This is a genomic window from Cupriavidus basilensis (assembly GCF_000876015.1).
Lineage (GTDB): Bacteria > Pseudomonadota > Gammaproteobacteria > Burkholderiales > Burkholderiaceae > Cupriavidus > Cupriavidus basilensis_B.
The window spans coordinates 742,335-769,166 of the sequence record NZ_BBQM01000012.1; the positions used below are offsets into that span (position 1 = coordinate 742,335).

Sequence of the window (26,832 nt, forward strand, 5' to 3'; positions counted from 1 at the left end):
CGGCTTGCCTTACTACGCCTTAAGCATAGGCACCGGCGCCGCGCGCGGGGAACCTCGCCGCGCGGGCTTGTGAGCGCCGTCCCACCATCGGCATCGGCGCCGCGGCGGCATGCGCGCGCGCACGTTCATCGAGGCCGGCGCGGCGCCCCGCGAAGCCGGGCGGACCGTCAGCGGCACGCCTGCGCCGGCGCGGTTGACGTTGCAGTGCAAGAATGGCAGCATTCGCTGCTTCGGCGGGCTTGCCGCCCGGTTCTTCATGCGCGTGCGGGCCGCCACGGCCGCACCGCACCACGCGCAGGCGCGCAACGTCGGCCTGCCGGTCTCGGAGTTTTCCAGTCATGCGTGTTGCATTTATCGGCCTCGGCGTCATGGGCTATCACATGGCGGGCCATCTCGCCGCCAAGGGCCATCAGGTCACGGTCTACAACCGCACGGCCAGCAAGGCCGAGCGCTGGGTCGCCGAGTTCGGCGGAAAGTCGGCCGCGACGCCGGCGCTGGCCGCGCGCGATGCCGAAGTGGTCTGCGCCTGCGTGGGCAATGACGACGACCTGCGCGCGGTGATGACCGGCGCCGACGGCGCCTTCACCGAAGCGCCGACCGGCTGCGTGTTCGTCGACCACACTACCGCCAGCGCCAACGTGGCGCGCGAACTGGCCGCCGCCGCCGCGCAGCGCGGCCTGCATTTCGTCGACGCGCCGGTCTCCGGCGGCGAAGTGGGCGCGCAGAAGGGCATCCTCACCATCATGTGCGGCGCCGACCCGGCCGTGTACGAGCGCGTCGAACCCGTGCTGGGCGCCTACGCGCGCGCCGTCACCCGCATCGGCGACAGCGGCGCCGGCCAGTTGGCCAAGATGGTCAACCAGATCTGCATCGCCGGCCTGCTGCAGGGACTGTCCGAAGCCATCGCCTTCGGCGAGCGCGCCGGGCTGGACATGAAGGTGGTGCTGGACGTCATCAGCAAGGGCGCCGCCGGCTCGTGGCAGCTGGAAAACCGCGGCCCGACCATGATCGAGAACAAGTTCGATTTCGGCTTCGCGGTGGACTGGATGCGCAAGGACCTCGGCCTGTGCCTGGACGAGGCGCGCCGCAACGGCGCCAGCCTGCCGGTCACGGCCGTGATCGACCAGTTCTACGCCGACCTGCAGCAGGACGGCTGCGGCCGCGCCGACACCTCGTCGCTGATCAAGCGGCTGCGCTAAGCCCCCTCAGTCCCCTCAGTCCCCTCCCTCCTTCGCGCGCCTCCCGCGCCGGCGGCGCCGCACCCGCGGCGTCGTCCGATTCCTACAGCCATATCAGCGCCCGCCCCGCAGGGCGCGGCGCCCTGCCCGGCTATCCTCGAAGCATGGCGAGTGCGTCCTGCGCGCCGCGCCCATCACCAGGAAGGCACCAACCAGGCATGTAGGAGACCACCATGTTGAGACTCGCAAGCGCGCTCGTCGCGGGCGCGGCCCTGCTGATCGGCCTGAACGGCTGCACCGCCACGGGCGCGGTGGCCGGCGGCGTGGCGGGGCATGAACTCTCCCACGGCAATACGGCGGCCACCATCGGCGGTGCCGTGGGCGGCGCCGTCATCGGCCACGAGCTGGGCAAGTAAGCCCGCCCGGCGCAGACCTCCAACCGGAAAGGAGCCCATCATGGCCATCGGCACGATCCTGCTCATCATTCTCATCCTGCTGCTGATCGGCGCGCTGCCGGCGTGGCCGTACAGCACCGGCTGGGGTTATTACCCCAGCGGCGGCCTCGGCCTGGTCGTGCTGATCGTGGTGATCCTCGTGCTGATGGGCCGCCTGTAGCTTGTGGAGCCTGGAACCCGACACAGGACACGACACGCAACGCGCCGCCGGCGACGGCGGCGCGTTTTTCATTATTTTCATCGCTGAAAGAATGGCGGCCCCGGAGACGGGATTGCGGGGCAATCGCTAAAGAGTCGCCCCGTCCGGCGCGCGCGGTCAGTACGACTTGGGCAGCCCCAGCACGCGCTCGGCGATATGGCACATGATCAGTTGGGCGCTGACCGGCGCGATACGCGGGATATACGACTCGCGCAGGTAGCGCTCCACCTGGTACTCGCGCGCGTAGCCCATGCCGCCCAGCGTGAGCACCGCGGTCTGGCAGGCCTGGTGCGCGGCTTCGGCGGCGAGGTACTTGGCGGTATTGGCCTCGGCGCCGCACGGCTTGCCCTGGTCGTATAGCCACGCGGCCTTCCACACCATCATGTCCGCCGCTTCCAGCGCCATCCACGCCTGCGCGAGCGGATGCTGGATGCCCTGGTTCTGCCCGATCGGGCGGCCGAACACGGTGCGCTCCTTCGCGTAGCGCGTGGCCGCCTCCAGCGCCGCGCGGCCCAGCCCGACGGCCTCGGCCGCGATCAGGATGCGCTCGGGATTGAGGCCGTGCAGGATGTACTCGAAGCCGCGCCCTTCCTCGCCGATGCGGTCTTCGACCGGCACCCGCAGCCCGTCGATGAACAGCATGTTGGAGTCCACCGCGGCGCGGCCCATCTTGTGGATCTCGCGCACTTCGACGTGCCGGCGGTCCAGCGCCGTGTAGAACAGGCTCAGGCCCTGCGTGGGCTTGGCCACCTGGTCCAGCGGCGTGGTGCGCGCCAGCAGCAGCATGCGGTCGGCCACCTGCGCGGTGGAGATCCAGATCTTGCGGCCGTCGACGCGGTAGTGCGTGCCGTCGGCCGACAGCACGGCCTGGGTCTTGAGGTGCGTGGTGTCGAGCCCGGCGTCCGGCTCGGTCACGGCGAAGCACGCCTTCTCGGCGCCGGCGATCAGCGGCGGCAAGGCGGCCTGCTGCTGGCGCGCACTGCCGAACACCACCACCGGGTTGAGCCCGAACACGTTCATGTGGATGGCCGAGGCGCCCGAGAAACCGGCGCCCGACCGCGACACCGCCTGCATGATCAGCGCCGCCTCGGTGATGCCCAGCCCGGCGCCGCCGTAAGCCTCCGGCATGGCGATGCCGAGCCAGCCGGCCCTGGCCATCGCCTGGTGGAAGGCCTCGGGAAACCGGCCCTGCTCGTCCAGCGCCGACCAGTAGTCGGCGCCGAAGTCGCCGCACAATTGCGTCACCGCCTCGACGATGGCGCGCTGCTCCGGGGTTCTCTCAAAGTTCATGCCTGCCTCATTCCGGCTGGATGCCGGCGTCCTTGACCAGCTTGGTCCACTTGACCAGCTCTCCCGCGACGAAGCCGGAGAACTGCCTGGGCGACTGCCCGAATGCCTCGAAGCCCAGCGCCTCGAAGCGCGGCGCCACCTCCTTGCTCGCGGCGATGCGCGACAGCGCCTGGTTGAGCTTGTCCACCACCTCGGCCGACGCGTGCGCGGGCGCGAACACGCCGTTCCACGAGGTGATGTCGAATCCCTTGAGCTCCGGCGCGTCCGCCAGCGGCGGCAGGTCCGGCAGCAGGCGGCTGCGCTGCGCGGTGGTCACCGCCAGCGCGCGCAGCTTGCCGGCCTTGACGTTGGCGATGCCGGCGGCCACGTCGACGAACATCATCGGCACCTGCCCGGCGATCACGTCGGTCATGGCCGGCGGCGTGCTCTTGTACGGCACGTGCAGCAGGTCCAGCCCGGTCAGCCGCGCGAAGGTGGCGCCCGAGACGATGCCGGTGCTGTTGCCGCTGGCGTAGGACATGCCCGGGTGCGTGCGCGCATAGGCGATCAGCTCCGGCACCGTCTTCACCGGCAGCTTCGGGTTGATGACCAGCATGAACGGCAGGTTGCCCATGCGCGCCACCGGCGTGAAGTCGCGGATCGGGTCGTACGGCAGCTTCTTCATCAGCGACGGATTGGCCGAATGCGTGGTGTTGGTGGTCATGAACAGCGTGTAGCCGTCCGGCGCCGCCTGCGCCACGATCTCGGCGGCGATCGCGCCGTTGGCGCCCGGGCGGTTGTCCACCACCACGTTCTGCCGGAGCGCATCGCCGAGCTCCTTGGCGGTGATGCGCGCCACCGCGTCGGTGCCGCTGCCGGCCGCGAACGGCACCACCATCCGGATCGGCTTGCTGGGATAGGCATCCGCGGCGGTGGCGAGCGGCGCGGCCAGCGCCAGCGACGCCAGCACCAGCGATGGGAAGGAAAGCGCCGCGCGCCGCAGCGTGGTAAGCATTGCCATGTGTCTTGTCTCCTGTTGCCGCCGGCTGTCCTGGTCGCGCCGGCTGTTGGTGAGGGGCCGCCGCGCTCACGGCGCGGTCTTGTCCTTGTAGTTGGTGTCCTTGACCAGCCTGGCCCAGCGCGCCGCGTCGTCGGCGATGACGGCGGCGAACTGCTCGGGCGTGCTGCCGACCGCTTCGTAGTCGATCGCCGCCAGCCGCGCCTTGATCTCGGGCTCGGCGACGATGCGCACGATTTCCTGGTTCAGCCGCTCCACGATCTCCTTCGGCGTACCGGCCGGCGCCAGCAGGCCCGCCCACGAATTGAAATTCAGCCCCTGGATGCCCGCTTCCTGCATGGTCGGCACCTCGGGCAGCGCCGGCGAGCGCTTCGGCGACAGCACCGCCAGCGGCCGCAGCCGGCCGGCGCGGATCATCGCCATCCCGTTGAACGGGTCGATGGTCATGTCCACCTCGCCGGCCACCACCGCCTGCATCTGCGGCCCGGTGCCGCGGTAGGACACGCTGACCATGTCCGGCGTGCCGGCGGTGGCCTTGAAGGTCTCGCCGATCAGCTCGATCATGCTGCTGCCGGCCGACAGGCTCAGCGGCCGGCTCTTGCTGCGCGCCAATGCCACGAATTCCTGCACGGTCTTGGCCGGCACCGACGGATGCACCACCATCACGAAACCGATGCTGCTGATCAGGCTGACCGGCGCGAAGCTCTTGAGCGGGTCGTAGCCCGCCTTGTAGAGCACCGGGCTGAGCGTCTGCGCGCCGGCCGTGTTGAGCAGGATGGTGTAGCCGTCGGGTGCGGCGCGCGCCACCGCGTCGGTGCCGATAATGCCGTTGGCGCCCGGGCGGTTTTCCACCACCACCGGCTGCTTCAGGGCCTCCGACAGCTTCTGCGAGACCAGCCGCGCCACCATGTCGGTGGCGCCGCCGGGCGCGTAGGGCACCACCATGCGGATCGGCTTGCTGGGATAGGCGTCGCTCCACGCGGTGACCGGCAGGCCGGCCGAGAGCGCGGCGCACAACAGCCAGCGGCGTCGGGAACACAAGATCATCTGCATCTCCTTCCAGGCTTGGACTACGAACGTCGCAAGGGCACGCCCGCGGCGTGCGCCGGGGCTCACGCCGGACGGATCACGCGCTGCGGCGATTCCTCGTACGGCGGGGCATAGATCACCAGCAGCTTGACCGGCTCGTCGCTGATCACGGTGAACACGTGCATGGCGTCGGCCGGGAAGAAGCAGCAGTCACCCGGGCCCAGCTCGCGCGACTGGCCGTTGACCTCGGCGCGCGCCCGCCCCTCCAGCACGTAGCAGACCTGCTCGATGCCCGGGTGCGCGTGCGGCAAGGCGCCCTTGCCGCGCTCGATGGTGCCGTGGATGACCTCCAGCTGCGTGGCGCCCACGTTCTCGCGGCCGATGATGCGGCGGTTCAGGGTGCCGACGTGGTTGGCGGGGTGATAGCCCGCGACCTCCTCGGTGCGGACGAAATAGGCGGGCGCCGGTGCTGCGGCCATCGATGGTCTCCTTGCCAGCCGGGCCGCTGCCGCGCGCTTGGCGGGCGGGCCGGGTCCGGCATACTGTTTTTCATGTTTGTGAATTAAATTTTATCCCTATGAAAAATCTAGTCAACTACTAAAAACACCGATACCGCCGCCGGCACGCCCGAACCCGGTGCCGCCGCCGCGCCGGCGCCTCTTAATTCTTCCTTAAGCCGCCATGCCCTATCCTTGCGGCGTTGCCCGCCACCATCCTGGCCGCCCGCCGGCGGCGCGACCGCGCGCCACCCGCGCGCGGATGGCCCTACCGATGACAGACACCGACGCCGCTCCCACGCTGACGCCCATGCCCGCCCGCGCCCCGCTCGCCGGCCTCTCCGACCTCGCCGGCCCGGCCAGCCTGCGCGTGCGCGCCGTGAGCGGCGCGGGCCGCGGGCCATTCAGCCTGTGCGTGGCGCCGGGCACGTGCGCGATCGTCTCCGGCGCCTCCGGCACGGGCAAGAGCCTGTTGTTGCGCATGATCGCCGACCTCGACCCCAGCCAGGGCCAGGTGAGCCTCGGCGACATGCCGCGCGAGCGCTTCGGCGGCCCGGCCTGGCGCCGCCAGGTCATGTACGTGGCGGCCGAGTCCGGCTGGTGGAGCGACCACGTGCTGGAACACATGGAGGACGTGCCCGCCGCCACGGCGATGCTGGCCCCGCTGCGGCTGCCGGCCGACATCCTGCGCGCGCCGGTCGGCCAGTTGTCCACCGGCGAGCGCCAGCGCCTGGCGCTGGTGCGCGCGCTGGTGCGCCGCCCGCGCTTCCTGCTGCTCGACGAGCCGACCTCGGCGCTGGACCGCGACAGCACGCTGGCGGTGGAGGCGCTGCTGCGCACGCGCCAGCAGCTGGGGCTCGGCCTGCTGGTGGTCTCGCACAACCCGGAGCAGGCCGCGCGCCTGGGCAACCGCCACTACCTCTTGGGCGCCGCCGGCCTGGAGGCGCTGCCCGCATGACGCCGATTCCGCTGTCGCTCTACGACCTCGCCATCGCCAGCCTGCTGGTGCTGGCCGGCGCCGGCGCCTCGCTGGCGCTCTCGCTCGGCGTGCACCGCGCGCTGCTGTGGACGGCCGCGCGCATGATCGTGCAGCTGCTGCTGGTCGGCCTGGTGCTGCGCGCGGTGTTCGCATGGTCGTCGCCGCTCGTCACCGCGCTGGTGGTGGCCGCCATGATCGCGGCCGCCGCGCGCGAGGCCGGCAGCCGCCAGGAGCGGCGCCTGGCCGGCCCGTGGCAGGCGCTGATCGGCACCGCGGCGGTGAGCGTGCCCACCCTGGCGGTGACGGTGCTGGCGCTGACCACCGCGCTGCGCCCGTCGCCCTGGTACGATGCCCGCCACGCCATCCCGCTGGCCGGCATCGTGCTCGGCAACGCGATGAACGCGGCCAGCCTGGCGCTCGACGGCGCCTTCACCGCGGCCTGGCACCAGCGCGCCGCCATCGACGCGCGCCTGGCGCTGGGCGACGACCGCCGCGCCGCGCTGGGGCCCATCGTGCGCCAGGCGGTGAAAAGCGGCCTGCTGCCCACCTTGAACACGATGGCCGCGGCCGGCATCATCACCATGCCCGGCATCATGACCGGGCAGATACTCGCCGGCATGGACCCGCTCGCCGCCGCGCGCTACCAGATCCTGCTGATGTTCCTGCTCGCCGGCGGCAGCATGCTGGGCGCGGTCCTGGCCGCCACGCTGGCGGCGCGGCGCCTGACCGACGAGCGGCACCGCCTGCGCCTGGACCGGCTGCGGCGGCGCTGATGCCCCAACCCGAGGAACCCGGACCATGCGCCTGCTGCTGGTGGAAGACGACCCGATGATCGGGGAAAGCGTGGAAGAAGGCCTGCGCGGCGAAGGCTACGCCGTCGACTGGGTCAACGACGGCCGCCTCGCCGCGGCCGCGCTCACGGCCAACGTGCCCGACACCTATGACGCCGTGCTGCTCGACCTGGGCCTGCCCGGCCGCTCGGGCGAGGACGTGCTGCGCCTGCTGCGCGGGCGCGGCATGGCGATGCCGGTGCTGATCCTGACCGCGCGCGACGCCACCGCCGACCGCGTGCGCGGCCTCGACGCCGGCGCCGACGACTATCTCGTCAAGCCGTTCGACCTCGACGAGCTGTTCGCCCGCATCCGCGCGCTGATCCGGCGCAGCGCAGGCCGGGTCGGCACGGAACTGGCGCATGGCCGCGTGCGGCTCGACCCCGCCACGCGCGAAGTGCGCTGCGGCGGCGACATCGTGGCGCTGTCGATGCGCGAGTTCATGGTGCTGCAGGCGCTCATGGAGCAGCCCGGCCACGTGGTCACGCACGAGCGCCTGCGCGAGGCGGTCTACAACATGAACGAGGAAATCAGCAGCAACACCGTGGAAGTGCACATCCACGCGCTGCGCAAGAAGCTCGGCGCCGAGTTCATCCGCAACGTGCGCGGCATCGGCTACAAGCTCGGGAATGTAGCCGGGAACGCCGCATGAGGACCATCCGCGCCAAGCTGCTCGCCGGCCTGCTCGTCACCATGCTGGCGTGCGCGCTGGTCGCCGGCGCCGCGGCCTACTTCAAGGTGCGCCACGAAGCCAGCGAGGTCTTCGACGGCCAGCTGCAGCAGGCCGCGCGCATGCTGCCGCGCGAGATCGCGCCGCAGGCCACGCCGCCGCTGGGCAGCCACGAGCTCGACGAGGAGATCGTGGTGCAGTCCTGGGACGACAACGGCCGGCTGACCTTCGCTTCCCATCCGCTCACGCTGCCGCGCGCCAGGCTGGCCGGCTTTCACGACATGCGCGTGGCCGGGCACGAATGGCGCGTGTACGGGCTGCTGGAAGACGGGCGCTACGTGCAGGCGGCGCAGTCGGCGGCGTTCCGCAGCAAGCTGGCGGCTTCGCTGGCACTGGGCGCGCTGCTGCCCGTGCTGGCGCTGGTGCCGGTGCTGGGGCTGCTGATCCACCTGGTGGTCAGGCGCTCGCTGCGCCCGGTCGACGACATCGCGCGCGCCATGAGCCAGCGCTCGGCCGAGGCCCTGGTGCCGCTGCCCGCGCACGGCTGGCCGCCCGAGCTGGTGCCGGTGGTGGCCGCGCTCAACGACCTGCTGGCGCGCCTGCGCCAGGCGATGGACACGCAGCGCGCCTTCGTCGCCGACGCCGCCCACGAACTGCGCACGCCGCTGGCCGCGCTCAAGCTGCAACTGCAGCTGGCGCTGCGCGCCGACAGCGAGGACAAGCAGCGCCAGGCGCTGGTCAAGCTCGGCGAGCGCCTCGACCGCACCACCCACCTGGTGGCCCAGTTGCTGACGCTGGCGCGCAGCGAGGACGGCACCCCGGCCGCCACCGCCGCCCTTGCCGACGTATCGCTGCGCGAGGTGGCGGTGCAGGTGGTGCGCGAGCTGCTGCCGATGGCCGAGGCCAAAGGCGTGGACCTGGGCCTGGACGCGCGCGAGGCGGACTGCCGCGTGCGCGCGGTGGCGGCCGACCTGTTCATCCTGCTGCGCAACCTGGCCGACAACGCGGTGCGCTACACCGGCCCGGGCGGGCGCGTGGACCTGCGCATCGAGCGGCGCGACGGCGTGCCCACGCTGGGCGTGAGCGACACCGGCCCGGGCATCCCTCCGGCGGAGCGCGAGAACGTGTTCCGGCGCTTCCACCGCGGCGAGTCCGGCGACGCGCACGGCAGCGGGCTGGGCCTGGCCATCGTGCGCAACATCGCCGTGCGCCACGGCGCCACGGTGGTGCTGGAGGACGGCCCCGGCGGCCGCGGGCTGACCGTGTCGGTGCTGTTCGCGGGGCCGGCGGCCCAGGCTTCCGGCCCGGCATCCGGCCCGGGACTTCCCGCTTAAGACTTCCTGCTTAAGACTTCCTTAAGGCAGCGGCCCCTACACTGGCCGCCTTTGCCCGCCCACCGCGCGGCTCGCGCCGCCCAGCATCCGAATCATCACATGAAGCGAGTCCTGATCCTCGGCGTCAACGGCTTCATCGGCCACCACCTGACGCGCCGCATTCTCGAAACCACGCCGTGGGAGGTCTACGGCATGGACATGGCCAGCGACCGCCTCGGCGACCTGATCGACCACCCCCGCATGCACTTCTTCGAGGGCGACATCACCATCAACAAGGAGTGGATCGAGTACAACATCCGCAAGTGCGATGTCGTCCTCCCCCTCGTCGCCATCGCCACCCCGGCCACCTACGTGCGCCAGCCCCTGCGCGTGTTCGAGCTCGACTTCGAGGCCAACCTCCCCATCGTCCGCGCCGCCGTCAAGTACGGCAAGCACCTCGTCTTCCCCTCGACCTCCGAGGTCTACGGCATGTGCCACGACGACGAGTTCGACCCCGAGACCTCCGAACTCATCTGCGGCCCCATCAACAAGCCCCGCTGGATCTACGCCTGCTCCAAGCAGCTGATGGACCGCGTCATCCACGCCTACGGCATGGAACAGGGCCTCAACTACACCCTGTTCCGCCCGTTCAACTGGATCGGCGCCGGCCTCGACTCCATCTTCGAATCGAAGGAAGGCTCCTCCCGCGTCGTCACCCAGTTCCTCGGCCACATCGTGCGCGGCGAGCCGATCAAGCTGGTCGACGGCGGCGCCCAGAAGCGCGCCTTCGCCGACATCACCGACGGCATCAGCGCCCTCATGCGCATCATCGAGAACCCGCAAGGCGTCGCCACCGGCAAGATCTACAACATCGGCAACCCGGCCAACATCCACTCGGTGCGCGAACTCGCCGAGATGATGCTCAAGATGGCCGCCGACTACCCGGAATACGCCGAACTCGCCCGCCAGACCCAGATCGTCGAGACGTCCTCCGGCGACTTCTACGGCAAGGGCTACCAGGACGTGCAGAATCGCGTGCCCAAGATCGACAACACCATCGAAGAGCTCGGCTGGAAGCCCGCCGTCAGCATGGAAGACGCGCTGCGCGCCATCTTCGAGGCCTACCGCGGCAAGGTCGTCGAAGCCCGCACCCTGGTCGATTCGGCCAACTGAGGCCCGCGCCGATGGCACGCAGGAGCACACCGTGAACGCATCCCCGACGCCGCCGGACGCGGCGGCCAGCAAGGTGCCGGCCGTCACGCTGGCCTTCTGGATCACCAAGATCGCCGCCACCACGCTGGGCGAGACCGGCGGCGACGCGCTGTCGATGTCGCTCGGCCTGGGCTACCTGCTGAGCACGGCGATCTTCGCCGGGCTGTTCCTGCTGGCCGTCTCGGCGCAGGTCTCGGCGCGGCGCTTCCATCCACTGCTGTACTGGACCACCATCATCGCCACCACCACGGTCGGCACCACGCTGGCGGATTTCGCCGACCGCTCGCTCGGCGTCGGCTACGCCGGCGGCACCACCATGCTGGCGCTGCTGCTGGCCACCTCGCTGGCGCTGTGGCACTGGCGGCTGGGCTCGGTCTCCGTGCACGCCGTGCAATCGCCGCATGCCGAGATGTACTACTGGGTGACCATCATGTTCTCGCAGACGCTGGGCACGGCGCTGGGCGACTGGACCGCGGACAGCGCCGGGCTGGGCTACCTGGGCGGCATGGCGGTGTTCGGCGCGCTGCTGGCGGCGCTGGCGGCGGCGTACTACCGGACTTCGGTCTCGCGCACCGCGCTGTTCTGGGCCGCCTTCATCCTGACCCGCCCGCTTGGCGCCGTGGTGGGCGATTTTCTCGACAAGCCGCTGCACGCGGGCGGCCTCGCGCTGAGCCGCTTCTCCGCCTCGGCCGCGCTGCTGGCCTTCATGGCCGTCTGCCTGCTGCTGTTCCCGCAGCGCGCCGCCACGCGCCCGCACTAGCCGCCGGCCGGCCTAGCGCCCGCCCGGCCCGAAGCGCTCGCGGTAGTCGCGCGGCGTGATGCCCATCTGCCGCAGGAACGCGCGCCGCAGCCCCTCGTCCGAGCCGAAGCCGGTGCGCGCGGCGATCGCCTTGAGCGGCAGGTCGCCCTGCTCCAGCAGGCGGCGCGCGCCTTCGATGCGGGCCGACTCGATGAACGCCATCGGGCTGGCGCCCGTCTCCTTCGCGAACACGCGCCGGAAATTGCGCTCGCTCATGGCCACGCGCGCCGCCATCTCGGCCAGCGTGAAGTCGCGCGCGAGGTCGGACAGGATCCAGTCCTGCAGCCCGCGGATGCCGGCGTGGCTGGTGGCCTGGCTGGCCAGGTGCAGGCTGTATTGCGACTGCCCGCCCGGGCGCTTGAGATAGACCACCAGCTCGCGCGCCAGGTCCAGCGCCAGCTCGCGGCCCAGGTCTTCCTCCACCACCGCCAGCGCCAGGTCGATGCCGGCCGTCACGCCGGCCGAGGTCCACAGGTTGCCCTGGCGGATGAAGATGGCATCGGCGTCGACCTCCACCGCCGGGAAGCGCTGGCGCAGCAGCGCCGCCACGCTCCAGTGCGTGGTGGCGCGGCGCCCGTCGAGCAGGCCTGCCGCGGCCAGGAAGAAGGTGCCCGAGCACAGCGCGATCAGCCGGCCGATGCGCGGCGCCACCGCGCGCGCCCACGGCACGATGCCGTGCGCCTCGCCCATCGCGCGCTCGATGTCGCGCGCGCCCACGATCAGCGCGATGTCCGGCAGCAGCACGGTGTCGAGCCGGGCGGTGGCCTCCAGCGTCATCAGCGTGTCCGAGCGCACCGGGCCGGTCTCCAGCGCCACCACGCGCGTGGCGTAGGCCGGCGGCTGGCCGCGCTGGGCCACCCGCACGTTGGCGTAGTCGAACACGGTCATCGGGCCGACCGCCTCCATCGCCTTGAATCCCGGGTACACCACGATGTCCACCCGCCGCGGGGCGGTGTTCGGCTGCGCTTGCATCGGCCTCGTCCGCAATCAAAGCGCCGATCTTAACCCGGCGCGCACCCGCCTTCGAAGGTTATGCGCCCACCGCCTAAAGCGCTGCGCGTGCAAGCTTGCGCCAACAAATTCGTTCTGTTGCGCTGAACCATTTCTTAGCATGGTGCATGCCGTCGCGGTCCGGCCACCGGTTTGACCACCGATCTGGCCACCCGACTTCCGCCATCCGTCCCCATTCCGCCGCCCGCGCGACCACGCCAGCGGGCAGCCCAACCGAGGAGCGCCATGCATCACCAGCCCGAGCAGCCGTCCGCCATCAACCGTCCCGCCGCGACACCACCGGGCGGCGGCACCCTGAGCCGCCGCGGCTGGCTGAAAGCCGCCGGCACGCTGGCCGTGGCCGGCGGCGTGGCGCCCTTCGTCTGGGCGCCGCGCGCCCGCGCCGCCGGGCAGCTCAAGCCGATCAAGCTGGCCTGGAACGCCAGCTCGGTATGCTTCGCGCCGGTGGCCGCGGCGATCAAGGAAGACATCTTCCGCAACCACGGCCTCGACGTGGAGCTGATCAACTTCGGCGGCTCCACCGACCAGTTGCTCGAAGCCATCGCCACGCGCAAGGCCGATGCCGGCGTGGGCATGGCGCTGCGCTGGCTCAAGCCGCTCGAGCAGGGCTTCGACGTCAAGCTCACGGCCGCCACCCACGGCGGCTGCATGCGCCTGCTGACCACGCGCAACTCCGGCGTGACCGACCTCAAGAGCCTCAAGGGCAAGACCGTGGCGGTCAGCGACATGGCCAGCCCGGCCAAGAATTTCTTCTCCATCCTGCTGGCCAAGCGCGGCATCGACCCGGTGCGCGACGTGGAATGGCGCCAGTACCCGGCCGACCTGCTCGGCATCGCGCTGGAGAAAGGCGAGGCCCAGGCCGCCGCCGACGGCGACCCGCGCACCTACCTGCTGCGCAAGGAGCGCAGCCTGATCGAGGTGGCCACCAACCTGTCCGACGAATACGCCAACCGCGCCTGCTGCGTGCTGGGCATCCGCGGCAGCCTGATCCGCGAGGACAAGGCCACCGCGGCCGCGCTCACGCATTCGGTGCTGCAGGCGCAGGAATGGACCGTGGCGCACCCCGAGGAAACCGCGCGCCACTTCGCCGAGTTCGCCAAGGTGCCGCAGGCCGACGTGGTGGCCATGCTCAAGAGCCACACCCACGGCCACCACCCCACCGGCGGCGACCTGAAAAAGGAACTGGCGCAATACACGGACGAGCTCAAGCTGGTGTCGGTGATCCGACCCGGCACCGATTCCACCAAGTTCGCGGACCGCATCTATGCCAACGTACTCAGCTGACGGGCAGCAAGGCACGCCGGAGGCGTTCGACGCCCACGACGACTTCCTCGCCCTGCCCGCGCCGGCGGTGCCGCGCGTGTGGCTGGGCGGCGCGCTGGCCGCGGCCGGCTGGCTGGCGGTGGCCGCCACCGTCAGGTTCTGGCCCGAGGCCGAGGACTGGCCGCTCACGCAGGAGACCGCGCAACTGTTCGCCGCGTTCGCCGGGCTGCTGCTGGTGCTGGCCTTCGTGCAGCACCGCCTGGGCCGCGCCGGCGCCGCGCTGCGCCGCGCCGGGCCGTGGCTGGTGGTGCTGGCGCTGCTGACCTTCGTGTGGGAGGTGGTGACCGCCAAGCTCGGCCTGCTGCCAAGGCCGTTCTTCGCGCCGCCGCAGGCGCTGCTCGAAGTGTTCCTGGACGACTACGCCAAGCTGGCCGACGCCGTGGCGCACTCGCTGCGCCTGCTGGCCACCGGCTACCTGCTCGGCGCGCTGGCGGGCTTTCTCACCGGCGTGGCGATCGGCTGGTCCAGCCGCGCCGGCTACTGGGTCCACCCGGTGCTGCGCCTGCTCGGGCCGCTGCCGGCCACGGCCTGGCTGCCGATCGTGTTCTTCGCCTTTCCCAGCAGCGCCAGCGCGGCCACCTTTCTGGTGGCGCTGGCCACGTGGTTCCCGGTCACGGTGCTGACGTGGTCCGGCGTGGCGGCGGTGGACCCGGCCTACTACGACGTGGCGCGCACGCTCGGCGCCCGCGAGCGCTTCCTGGTGCTCAAGGTGGCCGTGCCGGCCGCGCTGCCGAGCGTGTTCGTGGGTCTGTTCATGGGCCTGGGCGCCTCGTTCTCGGTGCTGGTAGTGGCCGAGATGCTGGGCGTCAAGTCGGGCCTGGGCTGGTATCTGCAATGGGCGCAGGGCTGGGCCGCCTACGCCAGCATGTACGGCGCGCTGCTGGTCATGGCGATCCTGTTCTCGGGCCTCATCACGCTGCTGTTCCGCTCGCGCGACCGCCTGCTGGCGTGGCAGAAAGGAGTCGTCAAATGGTAAGCGCCGCCGCTCCCGCCATCGTCACCGAACCGGCCGCCGCCAGCAATGGCGTGCGCCTGACCATCGATCAGGTCAGCCATCATTTCAGCCTGCGCGACCAGGTCCTGCCGGTGCTCAACCGCGTCAGCCTGACCGCCGAGCCGGGCGAGTTCGTGGCCCTGCTCGGCCCCAGCGGCTGCGGCAAGTCCACGCTGCTGCGGCTGGTGGCCGGGCTGGAGCCGCCGCGGCGCGGCACGCTGGCCGTGGACGGCGTGCCGATCACCGGCCCCGACCCGAGCCGCGTGGTGGTGTTCCAGGATCCCACGCTGTACCCGTGGCGCACCGTGTGGGACAACGCCGCGCTCGGGCTGGAAGCGCGCGGCCTGCTCTCCACCCAGCGCCAGCGCGTGGACGACGCGCTCGCGCGCGTGGGCCTGAGCGATTTCGCGCGCGCCTATCCGCGCCAGCTCTCCGGCGGCATGGCGCAGCGCGCCGCGCTGGCGCGCGCGCTGGTCAACGAGCCGCGCCTGCTGATCCTGGACGAGCCGCTCGGCAAGCTCGATTCGCTCACGCGCCTGAGCATGCAGGGCGAGCTGGTCTCGCTGTGGCAGCGTTCGGGCTTCACCGCGCTGCTGGTCACGCACGACGTGGAAGAAGCGCTGCTGCTGGCCACGCGCGTGATCGTGTTCAGCGAGCGCCCCGCGCGCATCACCGCCGAACTCAAGATCGACCGCGCCTACCCGCGCCACCGCGACGACCCCGAACTGATCCGCCTGCGCCGCGAGATCCTCGGCCTGCTCGGGCTGGGCGAAGGATGGTAGGCGCGCCCACGCGACTGCTGCCGGCAAGCGCGCGGAGCCGCCATGCCGGATGAGCTCTGGCACCTGCACGGCGCCTGGTGGCTGGGCGCGGACGTGCTGCCGGGGCGCGCCGCGGCGGCACGTCCGGCAAGCGCCGCGCTCCGGCTTGCCGGCTTTGCCCTCCTCTTCCTCGTGCCGCTGTGGTGGCTGCTGGCCGGCCTGCCGTGGCGCGGCCAGCCGGCGCCCGGCCCGCTGCTGCAACAGGCGCAGGCCCGCGGCGAGCTGGTGGTCGGCGTGCACGCCTATCCGCGCGCCACGCCGCCGGGCCGGCCGCTGGTGCCCGAACCCGATCCCGCCGAGGCCGCGCTCGCCGCCGGACTCGGCCGCGCGCTGGGCGTGCCGGTCAGGCTGCGCCACCTGCCCGCCGACGGCAACGGCGCGCCGCCGGCCGGCCTCGACCTCGCCTTCGGCAACGGCGGTTTTACGCAACCACGCACGCAACCGCGCGCGGCCCAGGTCCGCGCGCCCGCCATCGCGCCCGGCACGCTGCTGACGCTGCGCTTCACGCCGGTGGACCGGCTCGGCGCGCTGGCCGGCAAGACCGCCTGCGTCAGCCAGGACAGCCCCTACCAGGCCGCGCTGGCCCGCGCCGGCGCCACGCTGCGGCGCTATCCGTCGCCATTGCAGACGCTGCTGGCCTTCCGCCGCGGCGATTGCGCGGCGGTGGCGGAAGACGCCGCGCTGGCCGCGCGCGTCATGCGCCTGCCCGAATGGCGCTTCTTCGTCGCCGCGCCGCTGCTGGTGGACGGCGCCGGGGCGCTGCTCGCGCTGCCCCGCGCCGACGCGCAGTCCGCGCGCTGGCTCGAACAATGGCTGGCCGGCCGGCGGCGCGACGGCCTGCTGGCGCGCTGGCGCGACGCCGCCGCCGGCGACGCGGCCTTCAACATGATGCTGGTCGAAAGCGGGCTGATCTGCCACTGAACCGCGCCGGCGCACACACGACACACATGCAGCACCACACCATCCAGGAGCAACAATGAGTTTGTCATCGAGCGGCGCCAGCAGCCACCAGCGGATCTCCGAGTGGCATCGCGCCAGCGGCTTCGCCGCCGCCGGCCCCGAGACGGATGCCGCCGCCACACCGCGCCCCCTGCCCACCGACGACACCCTGCGCGCGCTGTCCGCCCGCTTCGCCGCGCGCGCCGCCGCGCACGACCGCGACGCCAGCTTCGCCCACGAGAACATCGCCGAACTGCACGCGCTCGGCCTGCTCGCGCTCACCGTGCCGCGCGCGCTGGGCGGCGCCGGCGCCGGGCTGGCCGAGGCGCGCCGCGTGATCCACCACGTGGCCATCGGCGATCCGTCCACCGCGCTGGTGCTGGTCATGCAGACGCTCACCCACCGCAGCCTGGCCAACGACACGCAATGGCCGCAGGCCGTGCGCGAGGCCGTGCAGCGCAGCGCAGTGGCGCAAGGCGCGCTGATCAACTCGCTGCGCGTGGAGCCGGAGCTGGGCTCGCCCGCGCGCGGCGGCCTGCCGGGCACGGTGGCGCGCCGCCACGGCGACGGCTGGGCGCTGTCCGGCCACAAGATCTATGCCACCGGCATCCCCGCGCTGGGCTGGCTGGCGGTGTGGGGCCGCACCGACGAGCCCAGCCCGCGCACCGGCGTGTTCCTGGTGCCGCGCGACGCGCCCAGCATCACCGTGCTGCCCACCTGGGACCATCTCGGCATGCGCGCCACCAGCAGCCACGAGGTGATCTTCGACAACACCCCGCTGCCGGCCGACCACGCCGTGGACCTGCGCCTGCCCGCCGCCTGGGCCGACCGCGTCGACCCGGCCTGGGCCGCGTGGTCCTCCACGCTGCTCGGCACGCTCTACGACGCCGTGGCGCGCGCCGCGCGCGACTGGTTCGCCGGCTGGCTCAACCTGCGCGCGCCGGGCAGCCTGGGCGCGCCGCTGGCCACGCTGCCGCGCTTCCAGGAAGCGGTGGGCCGCATCGACGCCTGGCTGCTGGCCAACCGCGTGCTGCTCGACCGCTTCAGCGCCGACGCCGACGCGGGCGCGCCGGCCAGCGTCACCGACAGCAACCTGCTCAAGCTCAACGTCACCGACAACGCCATCGCCGCGGTGGAACTGGCGCTCAAGCTGGCCGGCAACCCGGCGCTGTCGCGCGGCAACCCGCTCGAGCGCCACTACCGCAACGTGCTGTGCAGCCGCATCCACACCCCGCAGAACGACGCCATCCTGGCGGGCGCGGGCGCGCAGGCCCTGCGGGCCGCCGCCGAGACGCCCGCCGCAGCCTGAGACCACCATGACCCGATTCCGCCCCGCCACCGAACCCGGGCCGCGCCGCATCGCCATCGTCGGCGGCGGCATGGCCGGCACCCTGACCGCCATCCGTCTGCTGCGCGACACCAGCGCGCCGCTGGCCATCCAGCTTTTCGAGCCGCGCGCCGAGGTCGGCCGCGGGCTGGCCTACAGCACGCCCGACCCGGCCCACTACCTGAACGGCCCCGCGCTCAACTTCAGCCTGTTCCCGGAAGCGCTGGACGACTTCACGCACTGGCTGGCGCGCCACGGCCTCGCCGCCGATGCCGGCAATACCTTCGCGCCGCGCCGCGTCTACGGCGACTACCTGCAGGACACGCTGGCGCGCGCGCTGGCCGGCGCCGCCGGGCGCGCCACGCTGGAACACATCCGCACCGAGATCACCGACCTGACCATCGGCGTGCCGCACCGCGTGCGCGGCGCCGACGGCCGCGCATGGGAGGCCGACCACATCGTGCTGGCCACCGGCGTGCAGTCGGCCCGCCCGGCGCTGGCGCAGGACCCGGCACTGGAAGCCGACGGCCGCTACGTGCCCGATCCGTGGCAGCCCGAGGCGCTGGCCGCGCTGGCCGGCGCGCGCGCCGTCGCGCTGGCCGGCACCAGCCTGACCATGCTCGACGTGGTGGCCACGCTGGAGCGGCTCGGCTTCACCGGCACCTACCATGCGTTCTCGCGGCGCGCGCTGCTGCCGTGGCTGCGCCACGGCGTGGGCCCGTGCGACGACTTCCTCGGCGCCGCCGGGCCGGCGCTGGCCAGCCCCACCACGCGCGGCGTGGTGCGCCGCGTGCGCGACCAGTGCCGCGCGCTGAGCGCGCAGGGGCTGGACTGGCAGAGCGTGCCGCCCGCGCTGCGCGAGCACATCGGCCCGCTGTGGGCCGCCGCCAGCGTGCCGGAGCGCCAGCGCTTCCTGCGCCACGCGCGCCCGTTCTGGGACAACCTGCTGCACCGCGCGGCGCCGCCCACCCATGCCGTGCTCGCCGCGGTGCGCGCGCAGGGCCGGCTGCAGGTCCATGCGGCGCGGGTGACGGGGGTGGAAGACACGGGCGTGGAAAACGCCGGCGGCCGGCTGGCGCTGCGCCTGTCGCGCGCGCTGCCGGCGGTGCCCGCGGTCGACGCGCTGGTCAACTGCACCGGCGCGGAATACGGCTGGCACGCCGGCAACGCGCGGCCGCTGGTGCGCAACCTGCTCGCGCGCGGCATCGTGCGCCCCGCCGCGGCCGGCTCCGGCCTCGACGGCGACGCGCGCGGCACGGTGTTCGACCGCGGCGGGCGCGCCGTGCCCGGCCTGAGCGCCCTGGGCGCGCCGCTGCGCGGCGCGCTGTGGGAGTCCGGCACCATCATCGACGTGCGCAACCAGGCCGCGGCGGTGTCGGCGCGGCTGGCGCAGGAACTCGGGCTGGCGGCCCGGCCCGAGGCCCAGGCCGCCTAGCCGGCGGTGGTGGCGGGGCCATGCGCCGGCCCGCCATCGCCCCTATCTGGCGCCCGCGGCCGGTCCGCATTCCACCCAATATCCCGCCTCCACGCGCCGCCGGCCGCCCCACACCCCACCTGCGTAGGTGAAATGGGGTGCCCGGCATGCGGTATTCTCCGTGGCTTCGCCTGCCCGCCGCGCCCGCGGCCGGCGCGCTCACGCCACCCCGGAGGAACCCGGCCGATGTCCGACCCGATCGCCCTGCTGGCCGTCACGACGCTGCTCAGCGTCATGATGCTGGGCATCGTCTGGTCGCTGCGCCGCTGCGGCCAGCCGGGAGTGACGCTGTGGCTGTACAGCAACCTGACCGCGATGGGCGCGCTGATGCTGTTTACGCTGCGCGGCACCATCCCCGACGTGCTCGGGATCGTGGTGGCCAACGGCGCCCTCGCCTGGGCGCTGGCGCTGTTCTACGCCGGCACGCTGCGCTTTTGCGGGCGCGCGCCGCCGTGGCGGCTGCTGGCGGCCTGCACGCTGGCCGTGGTGGCCGGCATCGTGACGTGGCGCTACGTGTTCCCCGACTTCAACACGCGCGTGGTGATCGTGTCGGCTTTCCATGCGTGGTTCTGCGCCGCCACCGGCGTGGCGCTGGTGCGCGGGCGCCCGCGCGCGCATGCCGCCAGCCACCACCTGGCCACCGCCGGCTTCGCCTTCTTCCTGGCGGCGGCGCACGTGCTGCGCGGCATCCTGTCCGCGCTGTCGGTGATGGACGATCCCGCCACGCTGGTGTCGCCGGGGCTCAACGCGATCTTCCTGGTGCTGGGCGCGATCGCCTGCCCGGCGCTCACGATGGGCGCGGTGCTGATGATCCACGACGCGATGGTGCGCCGGCTGGAGGCCATCGCCAACACCGACTTCCTGACCGGCGTGCTGTCGCGCAAGGCCTTCGAGGACGAAGCCGCGCGCGAGCTGGCGCGCGCCGCGCGCGGGGGCGGCCCGCCGGTGCTGCTGATCGTCGACATCGACCACTTCAAGCTGGTCAACGACACCTTCGGCCACGCCACCGGCGACGCCGTGCTGGCCGGTTTCGCGCGGCTGGCGGCGGCATCGCTGCGCGCCACCGACCGCATCGGCCGCATCGGCGGCGAGGAGTTCGTGGTGCTGCTGCCGGGCAGCTCGCTGGACGAGGCCGGCCACGCCGCCGAGCGCATCCGCGCGCAGGCCGAGGCCAGCCGCGTGGGCCACGCCGGCGGGCAGGCCGGCGTGGTGCGCTATACCGTGAGCGGCGGCTACGCGGCGTGGCAGCCCGGCGAAACGCTGGCGCAGCTGACCGCGCGCGCCGACACCGCGCTCTACATGGCCAAGCTGTCCGGGCGCAACCGCATGCTGCCGTACACGGCCGGCCACCGCGCGCAGATGGCCGCGGGCGGGCGCAACGGGCGCGACGGGCGCAGCCGCGCGGCGGCGGGCTAGCGCCGCCCGCCGGCTACTCGTCGAAGTCCCACATGCGGTGCAGGTCCAGCCGCAGCCGGCTGTCGGCCTCGAGCGCGTCGACCAGCGCCGTGCGCTCGGCCAGCGTGGTGTCGGCCAGCGTGCGCCGGACCATCAGCAACTCGCCCAGGCCCGACTCGCCCGCCTTGTACGCGCGCCCGGTGCGCTCGGCGGCGCTGCGCTGCAGCGCCAGCGCCTGCGCCAGCGCCACGGCGGCGGCGCGCTTGCCGGCCAGGCCCTGGTACAACGCATCGAACTCGGCGCCGATGCGGCGCTCCGCCACCAGCCGGCGCTGCGCCGCGGCCTGCGCGTCCGCCGCCGCGGCCAGCGCCGCCGAGCGCCGGTGCGCGGAGCCCAGCGGCATGCTGACGCTCACCCCGGCGATGCGCTCGGCGCCGCCGCGCTCGACCGCGACGAACACGCCCACGGTCGGATCGGGCTTGCGCTCCAGGTCGGCGCGGTACGCCTGCCGCTGGGCCTGCGCTTCCTCGGACAGGGCCAGCCGGAATTCATGACTGTCCTCCACGTAGTGCGTGCGCAGCGCCTCGGCGGATTCATCCGGCAAGCCCTGCGGGCCGATGCCGGCCGGCAGGCCACCGGGCACGCCCAGCCCCGGAAAGCGCGCGCGCAGCGCCGCCTGCGCCACCGCTTCCGCCGCGCGGGCGCTGGCCAGCATGGCGGCGGTGCGGGCGCGCTCGGCCAGCGAGAGCTCGTGGTCCATGCGCGCGGCGTCGCCGGCCTGCACGCGCCGCGCGGTCACGGCGGCCAGCTCCGCGGCGAGCTCGTCGTTGCCCTGGGCCGCCAGCCTGGCCTGCTGCGCGCGCAGCGCGCCGAACCACAGCGCCAGGATCTGCCGCGAGACCTCGTGGCGCGCATCCATGAGCGCGAGCTGGCCGCTCTGCACGGTGGCGTCCGCCAGCGCGCCGTCGGCCTCGGACTTGCCCCACAGCCGCAGCGGCCGCTCCAGCGTCAGTTGCCCCTCGGCATGCCGCTCGGACGGCGCGCGCGCCTGCCGGCCCTGCCCGGTGGCGCGCACCACGGCCTCGGCGGTGCCGGCGCGGATGCCGGCGGCGCGCGCCTGCGCCGCATCGCGGCCGGCCTCGGCCATGCGCACCTCGGGCGACTGGCCCACCGTGTCGCGCACCACCGCCTCGGCGGGCAGCACGCCCGCCTCCGCCTGCGGCACGGCCTGCGCCCTCGCGGCGCCGATCATGCCGGCCACGGCGGCGGCCAGCGCCGCGCTCATGGCCCTCTTGCCTGCGCGGTTCATTGCGCCTCTCCTTGTGTCATGGGGTCATGCCGCCCGCGGCGCTGGCGCGTCACGCCAAAGCGCTTGAACAGCAGCGGCAGCAACAGCAGCGTCAATGCCGTGGAACTGACCAGCCCGCCCGAGACCACGATGGCCAGCGGGCGCTGGATCTCCGAGCCGGGGCCGCTGGCCAGCAGCAGCGGGATCATCCCCAGCGCGGTGATGCAGGCGGTCATCAGCACCGGCCGCAGGCGGTCGCGCACGCCGGTGCGCACCGCCTCGTCCACGGGATGCCCGGCTTCGAGCAGCGTGTTGAAATGCGAGACCAGCACCACGCCGTTGAGCACGGCGATGCCGAGCAGCGCGATGAAGCCGACCGAGGCCGGCACCGAGAGGTACTCGCCCGCCGCCCGCAGCGCGGCGATGCCGCCCACCAGCGCGAACGGGATGTTGACGATCACCAGCACCGCCTGGCGCACCGAGCGGAAGGTCAGCATCAGCAGCAGGAAGATCGCGCCGAGCGCGAGCGGCACCACCACCGCGAGCCGCGCGGCGGCGCGCTGCTGGTTCTCGAACTGCCCGCCCCACACCACCCGCAGCCCTTTGGACATGCCTTGCAGAGCGGGCAGGCCGGCCACCGCGGCGCGCGCCTCCTGCACGAAGCCGGTCAGGTCGCGCCCTTCCACGCTGACCTGGATCACGGCGAAGCGGCCGCCGTCCTCGTGGTTGATGCGCACCGGCCCGTCCACCCGCCGCACCCGCGCCAGCGAGGTGAGCGGCCAGGGCTTGCCGTCCGGCGCCGTCACCTGCAGGGCGGTGAAGCGCTCGGGCGTCTGCCGCAGGCTCTCGCCGCCGCGCAGGATCAGCGGCGTGCGGATGGTGCCCTCGGGCACGATGCCGACGCGCTCGCCCTCCACCTGCGCGCGCAGCAGCGCCTGCAGCGCATCGCCCGAGAACCCGGCGCGGCCCACGGCGGCGCGGTCCAGCGCCAGCGTGAGGTACTGCACGCCCTCGTTGCCCGGCGCGATCACCTCGGCGGCGCCGGGGATCTTGCGCACGCGCGCGGCGATCGCCTGCGCGGCGGCGTCGATCGCGCCGAGCTCGTTGCCGAAGACCTTGATCGCCACGTCGCCGCGCGTGCCGGTCAGCATCTCCGAGACACGCATCTCGATGGGCTGGGTGAAGCCATAGACCACCCCCGGAAAGCGCGCCATCACGGCGCGGATGGCTGCGGCGATGTCGTCCTTGCTGCCGCGCCACTCGCTCTTGGGCCGCAGCACGAGGAAGGTGTCGGTCTCGTTGAGCCCCATCGGGTCGAGGCCCAGGTCGTCGGAGCCGGAGCGCGCGACGATCGAGCGGATCTCCGGCACCTCGGCCAGCAGCGCCCGCTGCACGCGCAGGTCCAGGTCCACCGCGGCGGTCAGCGAGACCGACGGCGCCTTCTGCAACTGCACGATCAGGTCGCCCTCGTCCATCGTCGGCATGAAGGTCTTGCCCACCGACACATAGAGCGCGACGGCCAGCGCCAGCGCCACGCCGGCCGCGGCGAACACCGCGCGCGGATGGCGCGCGCTGCCGTCCTGCAGGCGCGCGAAGCCGGCCGCCACCTTGCGCATCAGGTACGGCATCGTGCCCGCGTGCGGGCGCAGCAGCAGCGAGGCCAGCGCCGGCACCACCGTGAAGGCGATCACCACCGAGGACGCCAGCGCCAGCACGATGGTCAGCGCCACCGGCCCGAACAGCTTGCCCTCCAGCCCCTGCAGCGAAAGCAGCGGCAGGAACACGATGGCGATGATCGACACCCCGGCCAGCACCGGCGCCGCCACGCTGGCCACGGCGTGGCGGATCACCGCGCCGCGCAGCGCGGGATCGCTCTTGTGGTCGTGCGAGCGCGCCAGCGCCGACTCGATGTTCTCCACCACCACCACCGCCGCGTCCACCAGCATGCCCAGCGCGATCGCCAGGCCGCCCAGGCTCATCAGGTTGGCGGTCAGGCCGACGTAGCGCATCAGCAGGAAGGTCGCCAGCATCGACAGCGGCAGCGTGACCGCCACCACCAGCGCCGCGCGCAGGCCGCCGAGAAACAGGTACAGCGTCACCACCACCAGCAGGCTGGCCTCGACCAGCGCGCGCACCACGGTGCCGGCCGCGCGCGTGACCAGCTCGCCGCGGTTGTAGAACACGCGGGTCGACATGCCCTTCGGCAATTGCGGCGCCAGCTCGTCGAGCCGGGCCTGCACGGCGGCGACCAGCCGGCGCGCGTCGGCGCCGCGCAGGGCCAGCACCAGCCCTTCCACCACCTCGCCGCGGCCGTCCTTGCTGACCGCGCCGTTGCGCGTGGCCACGCCGAGCTGCACGGTGGCCACGTCGCCCACGGTCACGAGCGGCATGCCGCCGCCGGCGTCGCCGCCCGGCGCGGCCACCACGATCTGCCGCAGGTCCGCCACGCCGCGCGCGCCGCCCTCCACGCGCACCACCCAGTTCTCGTCGCCCTGCTCCACGCGGCCCGCGCCGTCGTTGCGGTTGTTGGCGTCGAGCGCCTGGCGCAACTGGTCCAGCGTGACCGCGCGGGCGCGCAGGCGCGCCGGATCGGGAATCACTTCGTAGCTGCGCACCTCGCCGCCGAGCGCGTTGACGTCGGCTACGCCGGGCACCGTGCGCAGGGCCGGGCGGATCACCCAGTCCAGCACGCGGCGGCGCTCGGCCAGCGAGAAGGCGTCGCCCTCTACCGTGAACATGAACATCTCGCCCAGCGGCGTGGTGATCGGCGCCAGCCCGCCGATGGCGCTGGGCGGCAGGTCGCGCGCCAGGCCGGCGAGCCGCTCCGAGACCTGCTGGCGCGCCCAGTAGCTGTCCACGCCTTCCTCGAAGTCGACCGTCACGTCGCTGATGCCGTACTTCGACACCGAGCGCACGATGGTCTTGTGCGGAATGCCCAGCAGTTCCTGCTCGACCGGCGTGGAGACGCGCTGCTCGACCTCCTCCGGCGTCATGCCGGGGATCTTCAGGATGACCTTGACCTGGGTCGGCGAGATGTCGGGAAACGCATCAATCGGCAACTGCAGGTAGGCCCATGCCCCGGCGGCGGCCAGCGCGCACGCGGCAATCAGCACCAGCACCCGCTGGCGCAGGGAAAATTCGATCAGGCCGGCCAGCATCATTCGCCTCCCGCCAGCATGCCCTTGAGCGCGGCCACGCCGGCGACCGCCACCCGGGCGCCGGCCGGCAGCGCGCCGCGCACGGTGGCCGTGGTGTCGTCGGCGGCCTCGACCGCCACGCGCTGGTAGCGCACGCCGGCCGCGGTCGCCACGAACACGCCGGGCGCGCCACGCCAGTAGGTCAGCGCGCCGGCCGGCACGCGCACGCGGGCGTCGCCGCCGGGCGCGCCGCGCAGGTACACGACCACGTTCACGCTCTCGCCGGCCTGCAGGCTGCCGCGCCGGTCGAGCACGGCCCGCACGCGCACCGCCGCGGTGCCGTCGGCGACCGGCACCACCCCGGCCACGCGCCCGGCCGCGCCGCGCTCGCGCACCTCCACGCGCTCGCCGCCGACCGGCGCCGGCAGGTCGCGGCCGACCAGCAGGTCCAGTTCCAGCGCGGCCGGATCGACGATGCGGAATAGCGGCGCCGCGCCGTCCACGCGCTGGCCCGGCACGGCATTCACCTCGGCGATCAGCCCGGCGCGGCCGGCCACCAGCTGCGGCTCGCCCGCGCCGCCCGCGAACACGATGCCCGCGGCGGCCATCTCGGCCTCGCGCGCGCGCACCGTGGCGGCGGCCTCGCCGGCGCGCGCCTGCGTGGCCTGCCAGCGGCTGCCCGCGATGATGCCGTCGTCGTGCAGGCCGCGGTCGCGCGCCAGCGCCTGCCGCGCCAGGCTGGCCTGCGAGCGCGCCTCGGCCAGCGCGCGCCCGGCCTCGAACAGTTGCGGGCTGGCGAAGGCCGCCAGCGGCTGGCCAGCGCGCACCGGCTGGCCGATCGCGACCAGCACGCGCGAGACCATGCCCGCATAGGGCGCGGCCACCACGTACTGCGCGTCGGGCCGCAGCACCACGCGCCCGCTGGCGCCGAGCTCGATCTCGGCCGCGCCGGCGACCGGGGCGAAGCGCACGCCGAGCGACTGCGCCTGGGAGGCCGACAAGGCCAGCGCCTGCGCGCGCGCCATGCCGACGGGAAGCAGCGCCGAGGCGATCAGCGCGCCGGCGCAAAGGAAACGATGGGAAAACATGCCTGACTCCGAAGCAGGATAAGACGCCCCGCGCGCGCGGCCGGGCTCGGCCGCGCGCGCGGGGACATGCTCCGCCGGCGTGGCCGGCGGGGAATCAGTTGGCGAAGGGAGGGGCGTGCGCGGGCGGCGGCCGGCTGTCGCCGCCGCGCCAGCGCTGCGGCGCGCGTTCGCGCCACCGCATGCGCCGCGGTGCCTGCCGTGGCGGCGCGGCGCACAGCAGGAACGCGAAGACCATGCCGACGATCATGTCGGCGGCCTGCACGTGGAGGGAAAAGGCAACCGGCCCGATGGCGGTCTGGACGTCGACCTCGAGCGGCTCGACCGCGCTCAGCGCGCCGTCGGCATGCGCGCCGGACGGCCCGGCGGCGGGATGAGAATCGGAGGGAGAATAAGAACCAACCTCACCTTGCAGCGCTGTGTGTACGTGCAGGCCGTGGAGCTTGGGGGTTCCGACGTGGCCATGCAGCAGCGGGGCGAGCAGTTGCAGTGCGAAAAGCAGCAGCAGCAGCGCTCCCCGGAAGAAGGATGGGCGTTCTGCGCGAAGCATGGCGCGATTGTAGCCGACTTCGCCCGCCGGCATGCGCGCA

Annotated in this window: 25 protein-coding genes; 16 read left to right on the forward strand and 9 right to left on the reverse strand. The window is 73.1% G+C overall.

The genetic code is table 11. The annotated features are described in order from the left end of the window. Positions 1-338 precede the first annotated feature (338 nt). The 3 genes from KF708C_RS11080 to KF708C_RS34510 all read left to right on the forward strand — a co-directional run bounded on the left by KF708C_RS11080 (position 339) and on the right by KF708C_RS34510 (position 1,793). A complete protein-coding gene (locus KF708C_RS11080) occupies positions 339-1,199 on the forward strand; it encodes an NAD(P)-dependent oxidoreductase (protein ID WP_059411797.1) in 861 nt (286 codons plus the stop codon). 212 nt (positions 1,200-1,411) lie between these two features. Then, positions 1,412-1,594 carry a glycine zipper 2TM domain-containing protein gene (locus tag KF708C_RS11085; protein ID WP_059411798.1) on the forward strand — a complete coding sequence of 61 codons (183 nt, stop codon included), beginning with the start codon at positions 1,412-1,414 and terminating at the stop codon, positions 1,592-1,594. 40 nt (positions 1,595-1,634) lie between these two features. Further along, the gene (locus KF708C_RS34510; protein ID WP_020204840.1) at positions 1,635-1,793 is read left to right on the forward strand and encodes a DUF3309 family protein; all 159 of its coding nucleotides are present in this window, start codon (positions 1,635-1,637) and stop codon (positions 1,791-1,793) included. Between the two features lie 156 nt (positions 1,794-1,949). Here the strand turns inward: KF708C_RS34510 and KF708C_RS11090 are convergent, their stop codons facing one another. From KF708C_RS11090 to KF708C_RS11105, 4 genes are all read right to left on the reverse strand, one after another. Continuing rightward, complete coding sequence (locus KF708C_RS11090) at positions 1,950-3,122, reverse strand: acyl-CoA dehydrogenase family protein (RefSeq protein WP_059411799.1); 1,173 nt, start codon at positions 3,120-3,122, stop codon at positions 1,950-1,952. A 7-nt stretch (positions 3,123-3,129) separates the two neighbouring features. Beyond that, positions 3,130-4,122 (reverse strand): tripartite tricarboxylate transporter substrate binding protein, encoded by a 993-nt coding sequence (locus KF708C_RS11095; RefSeq protein WP_370552803.1) that lies wholly within the window; start codon positions 4,120-4,122, stop codon positions 3,130-3,132. A gap of 66 nt (positions 4,123-4,188) precedes the next feature. Beyond that, a complete protein-coding gene (locus KF708C_RS11100; protein ID WP_059411801.1) occupies positions 4,189-5,166 on the reverse strand; it encodes a Bug family tripartite tricarboxylate transporter substrate binding protein in 978 nt (325 codons plus the stop codon). A 65-nt stretch (positions 5,167-5,231) separates the two neighbouring features. Then, positions 5,232-5,627: a cupin domain-containing protein gene (locus KF708C_RS11105; protein WP_020204836.1), complete on the reverse strand. Its 396-nt coding sequence runs from the start codon at positions 5,625-5,627 to the stop codon at positions 5,232-5,234. 292 nt (positions 5,628-5,919) lie between these two features. Between KF708C_RS11105 and KF708C_RS11110 the strand changes: the two genes are divergently transcribed. The 6 genes from KF708C_RS11110 to KF708C_RS11135 all read left to right on the forward strand — a co-directional run bounded on the left by KF708C_RS11110 (position 5,920) and on the right by KF708C_RS11135 (position 11,409). Continuing rightward, positions 5,920-6,603, forward strand: coding sequence for an ABC transporter ATP-binding protein (locus tag KF708C_RS11110; RefSeq protein WP_020204835.1), 684 nt, complete (start codon positions 5,920-5,922; stop codon positions 6,601-6,603). Next, on the forward strand, positions 6,600-7,397 hold the full coding sequence (locus KF708C_RS11115; RefSeq protein WP_020204834.1) for an ABC transporter permease: 798 nt from the start codon (positions 6,600-6,602) through the stop codon (positions 7,395-7,397). Before KF708C_RS11110 ends, KF708C_RS11115 begins: the two co-directional genes overlap by 4 nt. Positions 7,398-7,422: 25 nt before the next feature. Then, complete coding sequence (locus KF708C_RS11120) at positions 7,423-8,106, forward strand: response regulator (RefSeq protein ID WP_020204833.1); 684 nt, start codon at positions 7,423-7,425, stop codon at positions 8,104-8,106. Further along, positions 8,103-9,458, forward strand: coding sequence for an ATP-binding protein (locus tag KF708C_RS11125; RefSeq protein WP_059411802.1), 1,356 nt, complete (start codon positions 8,103-8,105; stop codon positions 9,456-9,458). Before KF708C_RS11120 ends, KF708C_RS11125 begins: the two co-directional genes overlap by 4 nt. Before the next feature lie 99 nt (positions 9,459-9,557). After that, complete coding sequence (locus KF708C_RS11130; protein WP_059411803.1) at positions 9,558-10,610, forward strand: bifunctional UDP-4-keto-pentose/UDP-xylose synthase; 1,053 nt, start codon at positions 9,558-9,560, stop codon at positions 10,608-10,610. 31 nt (positions 10,611-10,641) lie between these two features. Then, positions 10,642-11,409, forward strand: coding sequence for a COG4705 family protein (locus KF708C_RS11135; RefSeq protein ID WP_059411804.1), 768 nt, complete (start codon positions 10,642-10,644; stop codon positions 11,407-11,409). A 12-nt stretch (positions 11,410-11,421) separates the two neighbouring features. On the opposite strand, the gene KF708C_RS11140 is transcribed toward KF708C_RS11135, so the two are convergent. Beyond that, complete coding sequence (locus KF708C_RS11140; RefSeq protein WP_059411805.1) at positions 11,422-12,420, reverse strand: GlxA family transcriptional regulator; 999 nt, start codon at positions 12,418-12,420, stop codon at positions 11,422-11,424. A gap of 264 nt (positions 12,421-12,684) precedes the next feature. Here KF708C_RS11140 and KF708C_RS11145 point away from each other — a divergent pair, with 264 nt between their 5' ends. The 7 genes from KF708C_RS11145 to KF708C_RS11175 all read left to right on the forward strand — a co-directional run bounded on the left by KF708C_RS11145 (position 12,685) and on the right by KF708C_RS11175 (position 20,753). Next, positions 12,685-13,743 carry an ABC transporter substrate-binding protein gene (locus tag KF708C_RS11145; protein ID WP_197090341.1) on the forward strand — a complete coding sequence of 353 codons (1,059 nt, stop codon included), beginning with the start codon at positions 12,685-12,687 and terminating at the stop codon, positions 13,741-13,743. Next, positions 13,724-14,758 (forward strand): ABC transporter permease, encoded by a 1,035-nt coding sequence (locus tag KF708C_RS11150; protein ID WP_063922991.1) that lies wholly within the window; start codon positions 13,724-13,726, stop codon positions 14,756-14,758. The genes KF708C_RS11145 and KF708C_RS11150 overlap by 20 nt, the downstream gene beginning before the upstream one ends. Beyond that, positions 14,752-15,558: an ABC transporter ATP-binding protein gene (locus KF708C_RS11155; protein WP_020204940.1), complete on the forward strand. Its 807-nt coding sequence runs from the start codon at positions 14,752-14,754 to the stop codon at positions 15,556-15,558. Before KF708C_RS11150 ends, KF708C_RS11155 begins: the two co-directional genes overlap by 7 nt. Before the next feature lie 42 nt (positions 15,559-15,600). Continuing rightward, entirely contained in the window at positions 15,601-16,518 is a 918-nt protein-coding gene (locus tag KF708C_RS11160) for a transporter substrate-binding domain-containing protein (RefSeq protein ID WP_020204941.1), read from the forward strand. 55 nt (positions 16,519-16,573) lie between these two features. Beyond that, entirely contained in the window at positions 16,574-17,845 is a 1,272-nt protein-coding gene (locus KF708C_RS11165; RefSeq protein ID WP_059411806.1) for an acyl-CoA dehydrogenase family protein, read from the forward strand. A 7-nt stretch (positions 17,846-17,852) separates the two neighbouring features. Further along, positions 17,853-19,298: an FAD/NAD(P)-binding protein gene (locus tag KF708C_RS11170; RefSeq protein ID WP_059411807.1), complete on the forward strand. Its 1,446-nt coding sequence runs from the start codon at positions 17,853-17,855 to the stop codon at positions 19,296-19,298. Between the two features lie 225 nt (positions 19,299-19,523). Then, complete coding sequence (locus tag KF708C_RS11175; protein WP_059411808.1) at positions 19,524-20,753, forward strand: GGDEF domain-containing protein; 1,230 nt, start codon at positions 19,524-19,526, stop codon at positions 20,751-20,753. 13 nt (positions 20,754-20,766) lie between these two features. On the opposite strand, the gene KF708C_RS11180 is transcribed toward KF708C_RS11175, so the two are convergent. The 4 genes from KF708C_RS11180 to KF708C_RS35585 all read right to left on the reverse strand — a co-directional run bounded on the left by KF708C_RS11180 (position 20,767) and on the right by KF708C_RS35585 (position 26,825). Further along, on the reverse strand, positions 20,767-22,041 hold the full coding sequence (locus tag KF708C_RS11180; RefSeq protein ID WP_059411809.1) for a TolC family protein: 1,275 nt from the start codon (positions 22,039-22,041) through the stop codon (positions 20,767-20,769). Continuing rightward, a complete protein-coding gene (locus KF708C_RS11185; RefSeq protein ID WP_059411810.1) occupies positions 22,038-25,178 on the reverse strand; it encodes an efflux RND transporter permease subunit in 3,141 nt (1,046 codons plus the stop codon). The genes KF708C_RS11180 and KF708C_RS11185 overlap by 4 nt, the downstream gene beginning before the upstream one ends. Continuing rightward, positions 25,178-26,245, reverse strand: a complete 1,068-nt coding sequence (locus KF708C_RS11190; protein ID WP_020204947.1) for an efflux RND transporter periplasmic adaptor subunit — start codon at positions 26,243-26,245, stop codon at positions 25,178-25,180. The genes KF708C_RS11185 and KF708C_RS11190 overlap by 1 nt, the downstream gene beginning before the upstream one ends. Before the next feature lie 94 nt (positions 26,246-26,339). Then, a complete protein-coding gene (locus tag KF708C_RS35585) occupies positions 26,340-26,825 on the reverse strand; it encodes a hypothetical protein (protein ID WP_052165978.1) in 486 nt (161 codons plus the stop codon). Positions 26,826-26,832 lie beyond the last annotated feature (7 nt).

Coding starts and splice junctions, on each gene's coding strand:
- KF708C_RS11120 (WP_020204833.1), top strand. CDS start 7,423: ATGCGCCTGCTGCTGGTGGAAGACGACCCGATGATCGGGGAAAGCGTG.
- KF708C_RS11125 (WP_059411802.1), top strand. CDS start 8,103: ATGAGGACCATCCGCGCCAAGCTGCTCGCCGGCCTGCTCGTCACCATG.
- KF708C_RS11140 (WP_059411805.1), bottom strand. CDS start 12,420: ATGCAAGCGCAGCCGAACACCGCCCCGCGGCGGGTGGACATCGTGGTG.
- KF708C_RS11085 (WP_059411798.1), top strand. CDS start 1,412: ATGTTGAGACTCGCAAGCGCGCTCGTCGCGGGCGCGGCCCTGCTGATC.
- KF708C_RS35585 (WP_052165978.1), bottom strand. CDS start 26,825: ATGCCGGCGGGCGAAGTCGGCTACAATCGCGCCATGCTTCGCGCAGAA.
- KF708C_RS11130 (WP_059411803.1), top strand. CDS start 9,558: ATGAAGCGAGTCCTGATCCTCGGCGTCAACGGCTTCATCGGCCACCAC.
- KF708C_RS11090 (WP_059411799.1), bottom strand. CDS start 3,122: ATGAACTTTGAGAGAACCCCGGAGCAGCGCGCCATCGTCGAGGCGGTG.
- KF708C_RS11175 (WP_059411808.1), top strand. CDS start 19,524: ATGTCCGACCCGATCGCCCTGCTGGCCGTCACGACGCTGCTCAGCGTC.
- KF708C_RS11105 (WP_020204836.1), bottom strand. CDS start 5,627: ATGGCCGCAGCACCGGCGCCCGCCTATTTCGTCCGCACCGAGGAGGTC.
- KF708C_RS11155 (WP_020204940.1), top strand. CDS start 14,752: ATGGTAAGCGCCGCCGCTCCCGCCATCGTCACCGAACCGGCCGCCGCC.
- KF708C_RS11150 (WP_063922991.1), top strand. CDS start 13,724: ATGCCAACGTACTCAGCTGACGGGCAGCAAGGCACGCCGGAGGCGTTC.
- KF708C_RS11160 (WP_020204941.1), top strand. CDS start 15,601: ATGCCGGATGAGCTCTGGCACCTGCACGGCGCCTGGTGGCTGGGCGCG.
- KF708C_RS11145 (WP_197090341.1), top strand. CDS start 12,685: ATGCATCACCAGCCCGAGCAGCCGTCCGCCATCAACCGTCCCGCCGCG.
- KF708C_RS11170 (WP_059411807.1), top strand. CDS start 17,853: ATGACCCGATTCCGCCCCGCCACCGAACCCGGGCCGCGCCGCATCGCC.
- KF708C_RS11080 (WP_059411797.1), top strand. CDS start 339: ATGCGTGTTGCATTTATCGGCCTCGGCGTCATGGGCTATCACATGGCG.
- KF708C_RS11185 (WP_059411810.1), bottom strand. CDS start 25,178: ATGCTGGCCGGCCTGATCGAATTTTCCCTGCGCCAGCGGGTGCTGGTG.
- KF708C_RS11190 (WP_020204947.1), bottom strand. CDS start 26,245: ATGTTTTCCCATCGTTTCCTTTGCGCCGGCGCGCTGATCGCCTCGGCG.
- KF708C_RS11115 (WP_020204834.1), top strand. CDS start 6,600: ATGACGCCGATTCCGCTGTCGCTCTACGACCTCGCCATCGCCAGCCTG.
- KF708C_RS11095 (WP_370552803.1), bottom strand. CDS start 4,122: ATGGCAATGCTTACCACGCTGCGGCGCGCGGCGCTTTCCTTCCCATCG.
- KF708C_RS34510 (WP_020204840.1), top strand. CDS start 1,635: ATGGCCATCGGCACGATCCTGCTCATCATTCTCATCCTGCTGCTGATC.
- KF708C_RS11180 (WP_059411809.1), bottom strand. CDS start 22,041: ATGAACCGCGCAGGCAAGAGGGCCATGAGCGCGGCGCTGGCCGCCGCC.
- KF708C_RS11100 (WP_059411801.1), bottom strand. CDS start 5,166: ATGATCTTGTGTTCCCGACGCCGCTGGCTGTTGTGCGCCGCGCTCTCG.
- KF708C_RS11110 (WP_020204835.1), top strand. CDS start 5,920: ATGACAGACACCGACGCCGCTCCCACGCTGACGCCCATGCCCGCCCGC.
- KF708C_RS11165 (WP_059411806.1), top strand. CDS start 16,574: ATGAGTTTGTCATCGAGCGGCGCCAGCAGCCACCAGCGGATCTCCGAG.